Annotated in this window: 13 protein-coding genes; 5 read left to right on the forward strand and 8 right to left on the reverse strand. The window is 58.1% G+C overall.

The genetic code is table 11. The features are described 5' to 3' along the window. Nucleotides 1-5 precede the first annotated feature (5 nt). Both ugpQ and DXT96_RS10130 read left to right on the forward strand, forming a co-directional pair. The gene (gene ugpQ, locus DXT96_RS10125) at nucleotides 6-731 is read left to right on the forward strand and encodes a glycerophosphodiester phosphodiesterase (protein WP_153514507.1); all 726 of its coding nucleotides are present in this window, start codon (nucleotides 6-8) and stop codon (nucleotides 729-731) included. 27 nt (nucleotides 732-758) lie between these two features. Beyond that, nucleotides 759-1,673: a TIM barrel protein gene (locus tag DXT96_RS10130; RefSeq protein WP_153514508.1), complete on the forward strand. Its 915-nt coding sequence runs from the start codon at nucleotides 759-761 to the stop codon at nucleotides 1,671-1,673. 79 nt (nucleotides 1,674-1,752) lie between these two features. Here DXT96_RS10130 and DXT96_RS10135 read toward each other — a convergent pair whose 3' ends face one another. After that, the gene (locus tag DXT96_RS10135) at nucleotides 1,753-3,150 is read right to left on the reverse strand and encodes a family 16 glycosylhydrolase (protein WP_153514509.1); all 1,398 of its coding nucleotides are present in this window, start codon (nucleotides 3,148-3,150) and stop codon (nucleotides 1,753-1,755) included. Between the two features lie 215 nt (nucleotides 3,151-3,365). On the opposite strand from DXT96_RS10135, the gene greA reads away from it, so the two are divergent. Then, nucleotides 3,366-3,848 carry a transcription elongation factor GreA gene (gene greA, locus DXT96_RS10140; protein ID WP_153514837.1) on the forward strand — a complete coding sequence of 161 codons (483 nt, stop codon included), beginning with the start codon at nucleotides 3,366-3,368 and terminating at the stop codon, nucleotides 3,846-3,848. A 16-nt stretch (nucleotides 3,849-3,864) separates the two neighbouring features. Here greA and DXT96_RS26945 read toward each other — a convergent pair whose 3' ends face one another. Beyond that, a complete protein-coding gene (locus DXT96_RS26945; protein ID WP_194287616.1) occupies nucleotides 3,865-5,247 on the reverse strand; it encodes an O-antigen ligase family protein in 1,383 nt (460 codons plus the stop codon). Nucleotides 5,248-5,383: 136 nt separating this feature from the next. Next, a complete protein-coding gene (locus DXT96_RS10150; protein WP_153514510.1) occupies nucleotides 5,384-6,721 on the reverse strand; it encodes an SGNH/GDSL hydrolase family protein in 1,338 nt (445 codons plus the stop codon). 420 nt (nucleotides 6,722-7,141) lie between these two features. On the opposite strand from DXT96_RS10150, the gene DXT96_RS10155 reads away from it, so the two are divergent. After that, complete coding sequence (locus DXT96_RS10155) at nucleotides 7,142-8,290, forward strand: glycosyltransferase family 4 protein (protein WP_153514511.1); 1,149 nt, start codon at nucleotides 7,142-7,144, stop codon at nucleotides 8,288-8,290. A gap of 55 nt (nucleotides 8,291-8,345) precedes the next feature. Continuing rightward, the gene (locus DXT96_RS10160; protein WP_153514512.1) at nucleotides 8,346-9,446 is read left to right on the forward strand and encodes a glycosyltransferase family 1 protein; all 1,101 of its coding nucleotides are present in this window, start codon (nucleotides 8,346-8,348) and stop codon (nucleotides 9,444-9,446) included. A 72-nt stretch (nucleotides 9,447-9,518) separates the two neighbouring features. On the opposite strand, the gene DXT96_RS10165 is transcribed toward DXT96_RS10160, so the two are convergent. The 5 genes from DXT96_RS10165 to DXT96_RS10185 form a co-directional block, all read right to left on the reverse strand. After that, the gene (locus DXT96_RS10165; RefSeq protein ID WP_153514513.1) at nucleotides 9,519-10,724 is read right to left on the reverse strand and encodes a glycosyltransferase family 4 protein; all 1,206 of its coding nucleotides are present in this window, start codon (nucleotides 10,722-10,724) and stop codon (nucleotides 9,519-9,521) included. A 110-nt stretch (nucleotides 10,725-10,834) separates the two neighbouring features. Further along, nucleotides 10,835-12,373 carry an O-antigen ligase gene (locus DXT96_RS10170; RefSeq protein WP_153514514.1) on the reverse strand — a complete coding sequence of 513 codons (1,539 nt, stop codon included), beginning with the start codon at nucleotides 12,371-12,373 and terminating at the stop codon, nucleotides 10,835-10,837. Nucleotides 12,374-12,445: 72 nt separating this feature from the next. After that, entirely contained in the window at nucleotides 12,446-13,105 is a 660-nt protein-coding gene (locus DXT96_RS10175; protein WP_153514841.1) for a hypothetical protein, read from the reverse strand. A 10-nt stretch (nucleotides 13,106-13,115) separates the two neighbouring features. Next, complete coding sequence (locus DXT96_RS10180) at nucleotides 13,116-15,371, reverse strand: polysaccharide biosynthesis tyrosine autokinase (protein WP_153514515.1); 2,256 nt, start codon at nucleotides 15,369-15,371, stop codon at nucleotides 13,116-13,118. A gap of 129 nt (nucleotides 15,372-15,500) precedes the next feature. Continuing rightward, nucleotides 15,501-16,391 carry a hypothetical protein gene (locus DXT96_RS10185; RefSeq protein ID WP_153514516.1) on the reverse strand — a complete coding sequence of 297 codons (891 nt, stop codon included), beginning with the start codon at nucleotides 16,389-16,391 and terminating at the stop codon, nucleotides 15,501-15,503. Nucleotides 16,392-16,423: the final 32 nt, after the last annotated feature.

Raw genomic sequence — 16,423 nt, forward strand, 5'->3', positions numbered from 1 at the left:
ATTCCATGCCCAAAATAGTCTCCCATCGCGGCGCCAATCGCTTTGCACCGGAAAACACCTTCGCCGCCGCTGATCTCGCCTTGCAGCAGGGTGCTGATTACATCGAGCTTGACGTGCGCGAGAGCGCGGATGGCGTGCTTTATGTCTTTCACGATGAAACGCTTGATCGTACCACCAATGGCACCGGACCGATCGGTCATGCGCTGTCGAGCGAGATCGATGCGCTGGATGCCGGCGGCTGGTTCGGAGAAAGCTTCAAGGGGGCGGTGGTGCCGCGTCTCGATGCCTATCTGCGCCATCTGCGTGGCCGCTGCGGTGTCTATGTCGAGCTGAAATATTGCGACCCGGTCAAGGTCGCCGCGCTGGTGCGGGATCTCGGCATGGTGCGCGATACGTTCTTCTTCTCCTTTTCCGAAGAGATGCGCCGGGGCCTGGCCGCCGCCGCGCCTGAGCTTCGCAAGATGATGACGCTTGACATTGCCAAGTCGCCCTCACTGGCGGCGGCGGTGCATCATGCCTCGATCATCGAGATCACACCGGCGCAGATGCGCAAGCCCGGACTTGTCGCGGCATGCCGCAAGGCCGGTCTCGAAGTCATGGTCTATTACGGCGGCGATGACATGGACCTTCATAATGAGATCGCATTGGCCGGAGTAGACTACGTCAATATCGATCGCCCGGACCTGTTCGATACGGCGCGGCGTGCCGCGCGGCTGCCTGAACTAACATAACCTTACTTACTCCCTGGAGATGACGACATGACAAATCTGATTGGTACCGGTTTCAACGCCGGCTCGAACGACGGCGAACTGGCCACTCTTGAAAGCGATCTGCGGGCACTGGCCGAGATTGGCTGCGACACGGTGGAAATCGCGGCGACCAGCCTCGATATGATCGCCGGCGGCCGTATCATCGAGGAGCGCGCCGACCGGTTCGTGGCGCTCGCGAAAGAGTTTGATTTCCGCTACACCGTGCATGGTCTGGTGTCGTCCAACTTCATGGACCCGGTGACCTGCCGTTACCAGATTGATGCCGCCAAGGCGCTCGCTGTCCTCTGCGACCGCATCGGCGCGGGCATTCTCGTCCAGCATAGTGGCGCGCTGCGTGCGGACCAGATTGCCGAGCGTGCCGATGCCGATGCCCGTGAGCGCGAAGCGCTGTTCGAGCTTGCGGAATTCTGCAAACCCTATGGTGTGCGTATCGCGCTTGAGAATATCTTCTCCACCGAACCCGGCCAGTATCGCCAGACGCCGGCCGAGGTGGCCGCGACCGTGAAGGCGGTCGGTCACGACAATGTCGTGGCGCTGATCGATTTCAGCCATGCCTATCTCGAATCCACCTATCGTGGTCTCGATTTCCGCGAACAGCTTCGCGCCATGGCGCCCGTTGCCGGCCATCTGCATGTGCACGATTCCTTCGGCCGGCCGCAAGGCTTCTACGAGGCCTATTTCACACAGGAAAATACCGCCCTTGGTATCGGCGATCTGCATATGCCGCTCGGCTGGGGGGATATCGAGTGGGAGAGCATCTTCTCGGAACTGACCTTCCTTCCGGATACGGTGCTGATGATGGAAATTAGCCGCCGTTACCGCGCCGAGCAGCCGGCAAGTCTGGAAACGGCGCGGCACCTCATGTCGCTTTATGCCGCACGGACACAGCTTGCGGCTGAGTAAGGCGTTCGAACAAGGCACAGCCTGCAAAGGCTGATGTCTGTAACGCCGGCAGTTCTGGACGCGGCTGCCGGCGTTTTTATCAAGCGGCCCAGTCGGACAGCGAATAGGCCCTGATGTAGTCGATCATCATCTGCGAGCCGTCGCTGAAATCATTGGCTGAGGGCGTTCCCGCCATGCCGCCGACGGCGAGATTGACGACCATATACATGGGGTCGTGCATATCATCAGGCGTATCCGTCTGCGCCACGGCGACATCGTCAAAATACCAGGTGATATGGTCTGCTTCCCACAACACGCCGTAGGTGTGAAACCCTTCCGTGCTCGGCACGCTGACATTGTTGACGACCGATGTCTGTTCACCCGTGGCGTTGGAATGGGTGGACATGATGAGCGTGTTGGGATTTTGGCCGCGCATTTCAATGACATCGAGTTCCGGCGGCCATGATCCGTCCTCCGGCAGAAGCCAGAAGGCCGGCCAGGCGCCCCGGTCGGTCGGCATATCGGCGCGGATTTCGAAATATCCATAGGTCTGGCTGAAGGAGGAATAGGTGTTCAGCATGCCGGAAGTATAATCGTAACCCTCGACCTCATCGGCGACCGATTGTGCGGTTTCCGCAGCGGTGATGGTCAGCACGCCGTTTTCGACGCTGAACGGGTTGACCTCCGAGGTGCCGGCATAGGCGGGGTTGATATACCACTGCGCCTCGCCATTCGTCGTCAGCGAACTTCCCTTCTCCGGTGCCCACCAATATTTGGCATCCCAGGTTCCCTGATCGCCGCTACGCAGTGACAGCGCATCGAATTCATCGGCAAAGGTCTGTGTCAGGGATGACCGGTCGAGACTGAGTTCGAACTGGTCGGCCTGAAGGTCGTCGATGGACGTTCCGGCAAGAACCACGGCTTCGCCGTTCGAAAAATTCAGCCACAGATCGCTGCCCTGCTGCGTGGCATTGCTGACGAGTTGATCGAAGGATGTGATGCCGTAACCGTTGAGCCGGATCGTATCGTTAGCGCTGAAATCCATGATGAGATCGGTGCCGTTGCCGCTGGTGAAGACGAAGGTGTCAGCACCACCGCCACCGATCAGCACGTCATTTCCCGCCCCACCATCGATCGTCTGGCTGCCCGATCCACCGGTGATGATGTTATCGAGCGAGTTCCCGAAAGCGTAACGGCCATCACCAGTCACCCTGAGATTCTCAAAATTGTCGGGCAGGGTGTAGCTCATCCAGGTATCGATCGTATCGATGCCTTCCCCGGCATTTTCCACGGCGCGGTTGATGCTGGAATAGAGATAATAAATATCATCGCCCGTGCCGCCCGCCATCGTCACATTGACGGAACTATCGCCCCACATGGAATCATTACCGCCGGTGCCGGCGAGCAGTGGGCCGGACCCCGTGGCGGAGAAAAATCCGGTGGAACTGTCGCTATAATAGAGCGTATCCCCAAGCGCATTCACTACTGTCCGGGCCATTGCCGTCTCCTGTTCGTTAGCGTTGGTGTCCTCACTCCTCCTGCAAGACAACCTAGCAGGGCAAAAAGCCTCCTGTTAGAGCCAGAAATGAGGGGTATGTTCCCTCTATGCGGGTTTCTGGACGTTGCACTCTTGCTCCTTCACGGAGAGCAATGGCAAAACTGGACTGGAGAGAGATGTCCATGTGGCATCTCAACGATATTGGAGTGCCAGGATTGAGCGTAGCCTTTACCAAGGAAGACAGTGCCGAAACAGCAGCCGAGACGGTTCTGCCCGATCGGGTGATTTCGCCACATCCCAATCTGGTGACCGAGGCCGGACTGAAAGCGCTGGAATTGCAGCTGCACGCGGCGCGTGAAGCCTGCGAAGCCGCCAACGCCATTGAAGACGTCAATGAAAGACGGCGGCTTTCCGCCACCCCCCTGCGCGATATCCGGTATTTCGCCGAGCGTGTCCGCACCGCCCGACTCATGCCGCACCCACCTGCGGATGGCGTCGTCGCTTTTGGCAGCCTGGTAACCTTCAGCCGCGATGACGGACGGACGCAACAATTCCGGATTGTCGGTGAAGACGAGGCCGATCCTGCCACGGGGTCGATGTCTTATGTTTCCCCTGTCGCCCGGGCGTTGATGGGGAAAGCGGCCGGTGATCTGGTCAGTTTGGGTGGGAAGGAAATTGAAATCATCGCGGTTGCCTGAAGTTTCGTGCAGCCCCTCAGGTGGGCTGTGTTGTCGCCCGGCTGTCTTCATTGGCTATTCCTGCGATGCGCAGCTTTGTATTTTTCAGAAAAAGCCTGAAGTCCAGATCGATGAAAGCATATGCGAGAGCAAGGCCGATATGGGCCATGAAGACGGGATTGAAATTCAGCTCTTCAAATTGATAACCGATGATGACCCCGATCGCCGAATAGGTAAAAAAGCCGATTTTCCGCTTCCGGAAAATCGCATAAACAAGCGCAAAGGCGCTGAGAAAACAAAAGCCGATGCCAGATGCATAGGCGGTGGCCAGAAAACCGTTATGCGGTGTGCCGCTATGCGATATTGCCGATAATTCCTGGCTCCGTGCGGTGAAGCCGACGCCCAAAGGATGATTGAGCATCACCTGAAAGCCGCCGACGATCGTCCCTAGCCTTTCCTGCACATTGTTGCTGCTGTTGCTGTCCTCCACAAAACGCTTCGAAAATGCCTGTTCTGCGAAATCGAAGACGCCCAATGGTAGTACCGAGGCGAGGACAAGGGCGGAAAGAGCGAAGCCGAAATAGGTGCTGAGCAACATCCTGATCGAGAAGTTTCTGATATAGAAATAGAGCCCGATGGCGAGAACGGCAAACACGCCCGACCGGTTGAGTGTGAGCGTGAAACTTGCCAGATAGACAAGCAGAAACACAGCGAACAGAGCCGGACGCCGGTAGCGTTCGGCAAGATATGCGGCTGCCGCGCCGGCAAGGGCAAAGGCCGGACCGGCTGTATTGCCTACTGGCCAAATTCCGCCAGCCTTCTCGACACGCAAGAGCAGCGGACTCATTTCACCTTTTGCAGCGGCTTCCAGTACGGCGGCTTCATCGAAGTTGAATGACAGTCCGATGGGGGCCAGTTGGTCATGTATGAAAATGTCCAGAAACAGCAGGATCGTCACAGCAACGAAGCCCGCAAACATGCCCCAGCAAAACAGCTCAAGAAGGTTCTCCTTGAACAGCAGATAGGCGAAAAACAGAAAATAGACGGCGTAAAAATAGGTCATCGCCGTCGTGTAAAATTCTCCTTCGCCGCGATCATCGGCAAATCCAGCCGAGAGAACGAAAAGTAAAGTGAGCGGGACAAGGTAAAACAGAAGGATGGAAGGCGTCAGGCAACGAATGTAAAGCAGGGCGATAACGGGCAAGGTCATCAGCACCAGCATATCGGTAATGTTGAGGAAGCGCAGGCCCAGATTGCTGGTCAGGACATTGCATTGAATGAAGAAGCCAATGAAGAAAACAAAAATCGACAGGAAGTGACCGGGAACCCTTATTGTTCTTGAAGGATAAAAGGGCATTGCCGTTATAAAACCCGGCAATGGTGACGGATGCGATGACACCATATTTGCACGTCTGGTCATTCGCGGCCTGTGTCTTTCACTGGCGGACCTGAGACGGTCCTGTTGGTAGGGCACCATCATTGCGAGGCAGCGCGATGATGGCGACGGATAGTGGCCTTGACGACCTCGTCGTGCAAGACAGAGTTTTCACGGTCTTTCAGCCGCTCAGGTTGCCTTTTGGCATGGCACCTTCAACGGCGATTACTCTCTGAATGTAGAGCGGTTCGTTGGAACTGGGCGGAGTGGTGCCAAAGGCTGGCATTATCCTCAGATAAAATGAGTAACCATCCGGGCTGATGTCGGGGTCTATGGAGATTGCGTTTGCTGTCGCCCACATCCAGCCGCTATTTATAGAAATGCTCGCATTCGAAAATTGCAGGGCTGAACAACTGATAGTCCTTGTCGCTCCGCCGCTTTTCGTAACCAGAGTGATATAAGGCGGACGTTGCTCCGCGCTGTTTTTATAGAGGATCGCGAAGGATATGGTTTTGCCGATTATCGCCGCGGCCTCTGCATTCCGGACATAACGAAACAGCGCGGCCGACTGGTTGCCATTGGCGCGCAAGGCGAGACTGTAAGCGAAGGATGGAGAAAAAGTGGTGTCGGTGCTTTTGACGGCGGTGCCGGGCGCGCTCAGGTTCCAGCCCGCCGGGGCAGAGCCTGACCACTCGGTGAAATCGCCGTTGGCGATGAGATTTGCAGCGGGAAGCTTCGGCCAGCACGGTGTCTGAAAGCCGCTATCGGGTGCCGAAGCCAGATAGGAACCGAACAGAGTGCGGGCAATGAGTTGTGAGCCAGCATCGTTCGGATGGATGTTATCCCGGTAAAGTGTAGCGTCCTTGCCCTTTGCCACAAATGCCGCATGTGTATCCACCAGCGTTAGATTCGGGTGGGATCGAGCCAGATCGAGGATTGCCTGATAGACCTTGTCGTAATCCGTACTGTCGCGCCAGGGGTTCTGGGTGGTGATGAGTTGGGGTGTGCCGGGCCATTGCCACTCGGTCATGCCGAGTGGCCCGAGCAGTGCGGACCGTCCGGAACTTAAGATACGCCCCGGCGTCTCGAAGCTTTGCATATTGTGACCATGATGCAGGATGCACAGATCGGGGCGTGGAATCCTCAGCGCAGTCGCGCGCTGGTCCGCAAGCATGTAGCCTGCCATACCGCCGGGCAGTGCCGCGAGGTAGACTGTGAGCGTTGGTCCCGTGCCGGTGCGCAGCGTGATCGGATCGGCATAAGCCTTTGGTCCGGTCGCGGCATTTGTCTGCCATTCGGCCCAGCGGTACAATACGACCTGCGCATTGTGCAGATCGCCAAGCATGGAGGCGAACTGCTGGAATGGTCCCCCATCGGCATAGGCGGTGCTGTCACCATTCACGAAAATCGTGGCGTTCTGGCCAGCAGTCAGGCGCGCGCGCAAAGGTGAAAGTGCGTTTAGGGAGGGGACCACGGCTCCCCTGTTGCCGGGAATAATACCGAGCGTCACGCCGATCATGCCGACACCTCTTCCGTTGCCGGCATATATATGCATATCTTGCGTTCGAGCGGTGTCATCGTTCGTTCTCCTGGTCTGGCGCTAGGATAACCCCACCATAAGATCCGGGGAAAAAGCGCCAGGAGTTGAACGCTGAACAGCGGTAAAATTAAACGTCATGAAATTTTCTTCGATTTCTTCTAAAATATTTAAATTGACTATTATTTTTTATTTCGCGCGGGCTAAAATATAAATCCGCATAAAGGTTTGAATGTCTTTTCTTTTAATCGCAAGTAAACATTGCCATTCTTATACCAGATCGACGGGGGAAGATATCCCTGCCGTTGCCGCCTCAGCCGAACTTTTTTACCCGGTGTCTGATCATGCCCGTCATTGCGAGCCATGGCTGCTCCAGGGCATCTGCGCGCCGCAGGTAAGAGCATGACATCCGCGCTTTTTGTCAGCCACACCGGAGAGAAGGGTGGCGCTGAGCTTTTCCTCGCCGATCTCGTCAAGGCTGGGCCAGATTCCTGGCGTGCCTGTTTTCTCAGTGGCGGTGGCGCTGCCGAGGATCTGGCAGCGGCCGGCAGGCCTCCGGTCCTGCTGTCGGCCGGAGAAAAAATGCTGTCGATCCGCCGCGATTCCTCGTTCGGCGCTATGTTTCGCGGCGCGGCCGACGTGGCGGCCGTTGCCTGGCAGTTGAGCAGGCAGGCAAGGCATTACGATGTCATCTGCGCCAATTCGCAAAAGGCGCTTTTTGTCTGCGCGCTTGCGGCGAAACTCAGCCGCCGTCCGCTCGTCTGGATTTTGCACGATATAGTTACGGATCCCGCCTTCAGTTCCGCCAATCGCCGTGCTTCGCTGGCCTTTGCCCGATTTTTTGCGAGGCTGGTGGCCGTCAATTCTGAGGAAACCGGCCGGGCCTTCGTTGAAGCCGGCGGCGAGGCGGAGAAGGTCCGTATCGTTTATAACGGCTTCGATCCTGCAATGGCGGTGGCATATGACCCTGAAAGAGCCGCACGGCTGCGCGGGGAACTCGGCCTTGGTCTACAGCCGATCGTCGGGCTATTTGGCCGGCTGAGCGAATGGAAAGGCCAGCATGTCTTTCTGGAGGCGATTGCGGCGATGGATGGTGTCCAGGCTATCATCGTTGGCGGAGCGCTTTTTGGACAGGAAGCCTATGAGACGCGCATCCGCGAGCAGGCATCCCGCCTTGGCCTCGATGGCCGGGTCCGTTTCCTCGGCTTTCGTTCGGATGTGCCGGAATTGATGGCGGCGATGGATGCTGTTGCCCATACTTCGATTGTCGCTGAACCTTTTGGCCGGGTGGTGGTCGAAGCCATGATGTGCGGTCGGCCGGTTGTCGCCACACGCGGCGGCGGGGTGACCGAAATCATCCGGGATGGCGAAACGGGTCTTCTTGTGCCACCGGGTGACGCATCGGCGCTTGCCGCCGCACTCGGCTGCATCCTTTCGCATCCAGCTCTGGCGGAACGGTTGGCGCAGAAGGGGCGGGAGGATGTGAGCCGTCGCTTTTCGCTAGAGGAAACCTGCCGTTCGGTGTCCGCACTTCTGTCGGAAGTGGTGTGAGACTGGGCGGGTGAGCGATCCGGATAAGACAGCTTGGACAAGCGGAAAGGCCAGGATGCGCATTCTCGTAAACATGCCGAGCCAATATGGCGGCAAGCCGTCCGGTGTTGCCCGTGTGACATTCAGCCTGCTGGAACGGTTACTAGACCAGACGCAGGACGACTATATCCTGCGCTCTCCCTGGACGCGGGCGCAACTGCCTGAAAACCTGCGCGACAGCCGTTTGCAACTGCTGGAGACGCCACGGCCGCGCATCATGGTTCTCGATGTGCTGCGCCAAGCCGCTACGCTGCCCGCACTGTGCCGCCGGCACGATATTGACATGCTATTCAATGCGGATCCATTTGGAAGTCCTCTCGGCGGCAAACGGCGGGTTACCCTTGTTCACGATCTTTATTTCAAGACCATTCCTGAACAGATCGGTTGGCGGGCAACCTTGACGACCGATTTCATCTTTCGCTTGATGATGGCTGGTTCAGATCGGATCACCTGTGTATCCGAGGCGACACGAAGGGACCTGTCCCACTTTTATCCTGCCGCTGCCGGCAAAAGCCTGACGATCCATTCCGACAGCACGTTGAAGGTCGATCCCGATTCTGCTGGCAGCGCGCGGCCAGTGCCGGGGCCTTATATACTGGCGGTCGGAAACGCGACGTCCAACAAGAATTTCACTCTTCTGGGCCAGGCGTTTGCACGGTTGGGCAAGACAATGCCGGCCCTGCATGTCGTTCATGTCGGCCGTGACGATGCAGAGGAAATCGGCAGCGTGCTGCATGATCCGGAGTTGAAGGCACGGCTGATCCGGCTTTCCGGCATAGATGACCGGCAATTGGCCGAGCTTTACCGCCACGCTGCCTGCCTTTGTGTGCCCTCGACCTATGAAGGTTTTTGCCTGCCGGTGCTGGAGGCGCAGCAACTGGGATGCCCGGTCATCTGCTCCAACCGCTCCGCCACGCCTGAAATCGCCGGTAAGGGAGCCCTCACTTTCGATCCTGCCGATGCTGACAGCCTTGTCATGGCGCTCGAGCGACTTTTTCGGGAGCCGACTCTGGCGGGCAATCTTCGCGAGGCGGGTTATGAAAACCGCGCGCTATATTCATGGCGGAACGCGGCGGAGAGCTATGCAACGCTCTTTGATGAGATGTCGCGGCGCTAACAACATGCATTCCTTTCGGATGGGGTGCTGTTCCTGTCGCCGAATAGGTAAAAGCTACCACTCTACCGGTGTTTAGCCACCGGTACGGACGCGCAGATCGGAATAAAGCGTTTCATATGCCGCAACCACCCGCTCGGGTGCTACTCCTTTCGAAATTCTCTCCCTGGTTTCGGGAGACTCTGCAAGGATCGTCGGGTTGCGCATGGCTTCCACCATGCGTGTGGCGAGTTCGCTGGCGTTGCCTGGCGCAAACAGGCGTTCCGGCCTGTCCCGGCCGATCTGTTCGGCGACGCCTGCGAGGTTGGCGCCGATGACGGGTACGCCACGCAGAATGGCTTCGGCAACGGTGCGCCCGAAAGCCTCTGGCCACAAGGGTGGTACGATCAGGCAATCTATGCCGGCAAAAAAACTGTCCGCTTCGACATAGCCGGGAAACTCAATGGGAAGACCGATGGTTTTTTGCTCATAGGGACCGATGCCGCCCGGCGCGCGACCGGCCATGACCAGTCGCCAACCCTGTGGCGGCAGCCGCCGCAGGGCTTCGATCAGCAGGTCCGCACCTTTAGGAGCTTCGATGCGGCCGAGATAACCGAAAACAAGCGGTTGTCCAGGCGGGCGGGGATTGCGAGCTTTCTGTTGGGCCGGCGGTGCGATGGCGTTCCAGATCACGGCGCGGCGGTCTGCCGGGACATGGGTGAAGAAGCCCGCCTGTACATGGCGCTCGACAATGTCGTGACCGACGCCGGCGACGGCATCGACGGCGCATTGGCAACGGCGGTGCAGATAGGAAAAGGCGCGACATTTCCTGCTGCTGCCATCGCAGATATGCCGGTCGTGAAACAGGGAACCATTGGTGCACATGCTGGTGAAATCATGCAGGGAATGGACGAGCGGGATGCCCCGTCTGCGGATCATCGGCCAGATCAGAGGGGTCAATTCCGACAGCGAATGGGTGTTGACGACGTCCGGGCGAAAATCATCGATGACATGTGCCAGCCGACGCACGAGGCGCGGATCGAGCTGTACGGCGATCTTGTAATATTTTCGCTTCCATCCCGGTTGCCGTTCCCAGTCTCCGATAAAAAACGGCGTGGTGTGCCCGAGGCGATGAATGGCAAAACCATCATGCCGCTCGACGGCCTGTTGTTCCCGGGAAATGGCAGCTACGGCAACCGTATGTCCCTTGTCCGCCAGTCCGCGCGCAAGGTCTTCCACGAAAATTTCCGCGCCCCCCACCCGGTCCGGAGAAAATAGCGAGGTTATCTGCAATATCCGCATGCTGAAATTCTCGTCTCTGTCTTCAGTTCTACAATCGTTACAGTTACTTGGCATCCAGTAAGTGAACGCGCAGGTCAGCCGCTTTGGCTTCGAAATACCAGGTGTGCCGCTTAGTCGTGCCCCACACGTGCGGGCGTTGAAGGATCGGTTGGACCCTGCCGCTGCCGTCGTCGGCCATCCCGGTCAGTTCCCGGCGAATTGAGGCAAAGTGTGACGATAGGGGCGAGGAAGATGGCATAAGCCATGGCGAAGCCGGGAATCTGCAATGAAAAATCAAGGGTCGAATGCAGTGCGATTAGCAGCAGACCTGCAAGGCCGAGATGGGAAGCGTAACGATAGCTTTTGCGTTTGCGCATCCCGATAATAAAAATGATCAATTGGGCAAGCGCGAAAAAGGCCGCGTAAAACGGGAATGCGACGCCAAGCGTCAGCAGGCCTTCGGCATAGACATTGTGGGCATGGGTGACGACGGCGTTCACCCCGCATTGGGCCGCGTGATAGGGTGCGTAGGTTTCCGCAAAGCTCGCAAGCCCCGATCCCCAGGGCCAGCTGTCGGCGATGGCGCGGGTGATGCCCGGCATGTAGCAGAAGCGCATGTCGTCTTCCAGACGTGTCTCCATGCGAAGCGCCACCCGATTGGCAAAAAGCGAGAACAGGCCGACGACCATGGCGAGCATGATCGCCGCCCGGCGCTTGAACCCGCGCCGCCGGCGCCGTGGAGTTGCGCTGCTGTTGGCTCTGGAAGGTGAGTTGAAGACAGTCAGAAGGATAAGGAAAAGCAGCGCTACGAAGCTGGACATGATCCCGGCGCGCGATCCGGTCAGCATCAATGCGATGAAGCAGAGGGCGGCGAGTACGCCGGCAAAGGCTGCCTTGCGGATGAGGCGCTTCTGGTCGGCCGGCACCGTCAGGCGATTTGCCACGAGTGCCCTTACCATGTGCCAATCCGGAGCCTGCAGCCGTTTGTGAAACAATGAGAAGAGCGCAAGCAGGATGAGACCGAACAGGGTTGCGGCGGTATTGCGATTAACAAAAAGGCCGGTCAGGCTGCCAAGATAGAAGCGTTTTTGAATGAAGCCGAGCATATCCGGAAAAAGCAGAAACTGCACGATCGACCATAGCGCAAGCCAGCCGCCACCTATTGCGAACCATCGCAATGTTTTTGCCGCGCGCTCGTCAGTATCGAAAATCACGAGGCCGGCCATGAAGGCGCCGAAGGGCAGGGCGGCGCTGAGCAGGCCGAGGCGATCATCCGCCGGGGTGAGCGAGATCGTCGCGGCTGGTGCGATCTGCGTGAACATGGTGGCGGCGGACCACGCCGGGTTGGGCAAGGCAAGGCGTGGCAGGGATGATGCCTGCAGCAATATCTGAACGATGAGCGCGCCCAGCAAAAAACAGGTCGCTACGAGCGCCTTGCCGGCACCGCCCCGGGGCGGCCCGAATGCGATAATGGCCGGCACCAGCAGAAGATAAATCGCAAGCGTGACAACGATGCGGCTCTCTATTTCCGTTGCGCCGCGATTGAGAAGCGCGAGCAGAAAAATTGCCCAGAATGCGACCGTGGCGACCGCCCGGAAATAATCGCGAAACACGACCGGTCGTGGCAGTGAGGAGGACAGCGCTTCCGATTGGGTGAGGGTGGGCGTCATGGGTTTTCGTCTTCGTAAGAATTCTTTGTGGTGGCGATGTGCAGAACGTCAAAGCGCGATCGCGTTTTCACGTCACCGCAGCGGTATGGAGCGTTTCACGGTGCCTGCAGGCTCCTGTGGGCAGACATCACGCAGGGTCCAGCGCAGGATTTCTCCTTCCTTGCCGCAGACGACCGCGGTATCCGCGTCTCGCGCCGCCTCGGCCTGTGGCAGGGTCTCCTTTGGAAATTGCCGCCACATGGCGAAGCGCCCGCGTATCAGATTGGCGTCAGCCGGCCCGTAAAGCTGGGAAAAATTCATCAACACGGCTGTCTCCAGGAGCGAGGCGTTGCGTAGCGAGCGAACCATGGCAAGACGCAGCCACACATCGCCATTGGCGGGAAGACAAGAGAGCGCATGACGAATATAGGTTTCGGCAAAGCCCAGACGCGCCGCAGCTGCCTCTGGCGTGACCTTTGCGACACTTGCATCGAGATCAGCCAAAATCAGTCGCAATCCAGCCTTGACGATATCCGAACGGCAGATTTTCTCCGTCACGACGGGATGAAGCTGGCTTACCGTGTTGGCAAGCAGATCGGGTGCCAGGCCGTTTTTGTCGTCGGCAATTCTCGCCATTGCAACGATGTCGGAAAAACGCCGGCTTTCGGAAAATGCCTGGGCTGCGACGGCCAGAACGAATATGGAAATGATAAGGACCGGCACGACCGCAAAGACTTTACGCAGGCGCGTCATACCGTCCTTGTCAGTCATGGTAATAGCGCGTGTAGCGTGAATAATAATATTCGCTCGAGCCATAAGCCCGATAGAGCTTCAGCTTTTCCGTATCCACCTTGTTGAGAATAACGCCAAGGCATTTTTTGCGGATATGGACTTCGTTTTCGATGGTGTTGCGGACTGCCCTGCGGGCGGTTTTACCCCATTCGGTGACGAAAACGAAACCGTCAATCCGGCCGGCCATCGCCCGTGCATCGACCACCGGACCGAGCGGTGGCAGATCGACGATTATATAATCGAACGCGCCGCTCGCCTCAGCCAGCAATTTGTGCATCTGCGCCGAGGTCAGGAGTTCGGAAGAATGTGGCACACGTTGCTTGACGACCGTGGGCAGGAAAGCGAGCCCTGTCTTTTCGTCGCGCAGCAGTACATCACGCACATTGCGACCTTCCAGCAGGACTTCGAGCAGGCCTTCACCTGCATGGCGACCCAAAGCGCGCGTAGCGCCCGGATTGCGGATATCCGCATCCAGCAGTAAAACCCGCGCGCCCTGTCCGGCCAAAAGCTGTGCCAGATTGATGGAGATGGTTGATTTTCCTTCGCTCGGCAGGGCCGATACGACGCCCACCACCCGTGCGCCGCTTTTCGCGGGAATGCCCAGATCGAGCGCAAGCCGTGTGCTGCGCAGGGTTTCGGCAAAGGAGGATAGCGGGTGATCGACAGCGTAACGGGCAACATTGGACGGGCGGGTGGCGGCGGGGCTGTCCTCCCGACCCTTGGAGAGGACTTCCTCGCCCGACTTGTTCGGGATGAGCGGCGTATTACCCAGAAACTCCAGTCCGAGAACATCGCGAACCTGTTCCCCGGTGCGGAAGAAGCGGTCGCGGAATTCGCGGAACATGGCGATGCCACCGCCAGCGGCCGCCCCCATGATCATGAAAAGCGCCAGGAGCATCGGCTTGTTCGGCTTACTTGGAATTTTAGGCGGCATTGCCTTGGAGATCACGCGTGCTTCCGTCACGGGGAAGGATTGCTGCTGCATCGCTTCCTGATAACGCTGCAGGAAGGTTTGATACATGTTCTTGTAGGTTTCAGCCTCGCGCTGCAACTCGCGAAGCTGAACCTGGGTCTGGCTGGCCGAATTGCTGACATTGGTGGCTCTGGCAATGCTTGCCTCAAGGGTTTTTTCCCTTGCCTCAGAGACCTCGAGATCGCTTTTGTAACTTTGCGCGATCCGGCTGACTTCCTGGAACATCAGTCGACGGTATTCCTGCATTTCATTGCGCAGACGCACCGCCTGAACATGGTTTTCGCCAAGCCGACCAGAGATTTCAGCCTCAATTTTTGAGGATTCGAGGTATTTCTTGCGCAGATCATTTGCGACCGAACTATCGAGGATATCGGTGACGACGGCATCAACATCGTCGGTGGCGAGAATGTGTTCGATACGCTGGAACCGTGCGCGCGCTTTGGCCGTGTCTGACTGGGCCAGAATTTGCGCACTGTTCAGTTCCGCCAGTTGCTGGTCGGAAAGCAGGCCGTTATTGCCCGTCTCGATCAGATTGTGTTCGGCACGAAATTTCTGCACGGCCAGATCGGTATCCAGCGCCCTTTGACGCAATTCGGCTATTCGATCGGACAGCCAGTCACTGGCCCGCTTCGTCGCCTCGTATTTGGAGTTCAGCTTATCTACGAGATAGGCTGCCGCCACGGCATTGACGATCTGGGCGGCGAGAGCCGGCGATGTTGAATTATAGGTCAGTTCCAGCGCGTAGGTACGGCCGATGCGCTTGACGGAAAGGCTCTGCAACAATTGGTCCGACAGCGCTCTCTTCAGCGTTCCGTCATCGATGACCGTTCCTTTTGCCGGCGAGAACCACTGCGAAACATTGACCAGCGACCGGATCGTGCCCAACATCGAGCTCAGAAGTGATGCGCGTGTCGCCCTGAATTCCTGGTTTTCCGTCAGATTGAGACTGTCGACGACGGCGAGCCCGATGGTTTCCGATTGTATGACCTCGACCTGGCTGAGGATCGACGCCTCGTCCTCTATGACGCCACCGATCGTTGAAAGCTGTTCGACGACCTGGCTATTGTTGCGGTCGATCAACAGGGTTGCGCTGGCCGAATAGATCGGAACAGCCGTTGCGGCATAAGCTAGGCCGATTGTTCCGGCGATGGCGATGGTCGCAAGGACAATGCGCCACTGCCGGCGGATCGCTGCCAGAACCGCTTCGATATCGATAAAATCCGCCGTAAAGGCGTTTTTATCATAATCGCTCATCGTCAGGGGATCGTGCCTTTGCAACAACTGTCAGCCTCGCTCTTTTCGGCGAGCATAAAGCCCGCCAAGTCTCGGTTGCATCGTGGGACAGGCGAAGGCCATCCCCGTAAAGAGGATGGCAAAGCCGTTTCAGACAGGACTTGTACTGATTGGCGTGGTGGTGCTTCCGGTTGAAACCGTGATGTTGAAGATGGTCGACGTTCCACCGCCACCAGTGCCACCGGTACCGCCACCGCCAACGGGTGCGCTTCCGCCGCCGGCCTGCGCTATGCCTGCCTCGGCGCCCGTGGCCGCCGAGCCGCCGACGCTGTTGCCGCTGGCTGGTGTGGAGCCGGCGCCGCCAATCGGCGAAGCTGCAGCAGCGGCGGCTGCCGGCGCAGCCGGGCCGGCCGCCGTTCCCTCGATATTTTCGCTAAAGGCAATCAGAAGATCGGAGGGCACGCCTGTGCCCTTGGTCTGCAGCTGGATGGCGGCTGCGAGTATCGTGTTGCCCCTCTGCATCGCCGTGGAATAGGCAAGCGCCAGACCTTCACCGACAACTTCGGAGAAATCCTTGTTCGCGACTTTTTGAGCGAGTGCGACGATGGCGGGCAGCTGGCCGGAATCACTTAGAACCAGTGCGGAGAGCTGTTCGGAAAATTGCGCCGCGCTGGTAGAAACCGCGATGACGGGGAAACCGCCCATCACTTTTCCGGTCAGATCCGCAGCGGCGGCATCAGTGCTGGAGGCGATGGCGATCAGATCACCAATCGTTCCAGGCGTTGGAGACTGCTTGAACAGTTCCGCGGCAGAAAGCGTAACCATCTCGGGATTGGTGCCTTGAACGCGACCGAGAAATGCGGCGGTGGTTTCGTCTGCGGCCTTTACGGGGGCTGCAGCAGGGACACTCTCTGTCGTCGGCGTCTGGGCTACGGCCGGTGCTGTTTCAACATTCTGGGCATTGGCCGATACGGAAAAAGCAACCATGCTGGCCATCAACACTGCACCAGTGAGCGTCGAGCCATTACGAGGGCGGGACATCACAACTCTCCAAATTTTTAAAATACGACTTT

The organism is Agrobacterium sp. ICMP 6402 (genome assembly GCF_009498615.1).
In the GTDB taxonomy this organism is placed as follows: Bacteria; Pseudomonadota; Alphaproteobacteria; order Rhizobiales; family Rhizobiaceae; genus Agrobacterium; species Agrobacterium burrii.

Bases quoted from the DNA above. Each gene is read 5' to 3' on its own strand.
- ugpQ (WP_153514507.1), top strand. From the start codon at position 6: ATGCCCAAAATAGTCTCCCATCGCGGCGCCAATCGCTTTGCACCGGAA.
- DXT96_RS10130 (WP_153514508.1), top strand. From the start codon at position 759: ATGACAAATCTGATTGGTACCGGTTTCAACGCCGGCTCGAACGACGGC.
- DXT96_RS10135 (WP_153514509.1), bottom strand. From the start codon at position 3,150: ATGGCCCGGACAGTAGTGAATGCGCTTGGGGATACGCTCTATTATAGC.
- DXT96_RS26945 (WP_194287616.1), bottom strand. From the start codon at position 5,247: ATGACCAGACGTGCAAATATGGTGTCATCGCATCCGTCACCATTGCCG.
- DXT96_RS10150 (WP_153514510.1), bottom strand. From the start codon at position 6,721: ATGATCGGCGTGACGCTCGGTATTATTCCCGGCAACAGGGGAGCCGTG.
- DXT96_RS10155 (WP_153514511.1), top strand. From the start codon at position 7,142: ATGACATCCGCGCTTTTTGTCAGCCACACCGGAGAGAAGGGTGGCGCT.
- DXT96_RS10160 (WP_153514512.1), top strand. From the start codon at position 8,346: ATGCGCATTCTCGTAAACATGCCGAGCCAATATGGCGGCAAGCCGTCC.
- DXT96_RS10165 (WP_153514513.1), bottom strand. From the start codon at position 10,724: ATGCGGATATTGCAGATAACCTCGCTATTTTCTCCGGACCGGGTGGGG.
- DXT96_RS10170 (WP_153514514.1), bottom strand. From the start codon at position 12,373: ATGACGCCCACCCTCACCCAATCGGAAGCGCTGTCCTCCTCACTGCCA.
- DXT96_RS10175 (WP_153514841.1), bottom strand. From the start codon at position 13,105: ATGACGCGCCTGCGTAAAGTCTTTGCGGTCGTGCCGGTCCTTATCATT.
- DXT96_RS10180 (WP_153514515.1), bottom strand. From the start codon at position 15,371: ATGAGCGATTATGATAAAAACGCCTTTACGGCGGATTTTATCGATATC.
- DXT96_RS10185 (WP_153514516.1), bottom strand. From the start codon at position 16,391: ATGTCCCGCCCTCGTAATGGCTCGACGCTCACTGGTGCAGTGTTGATG.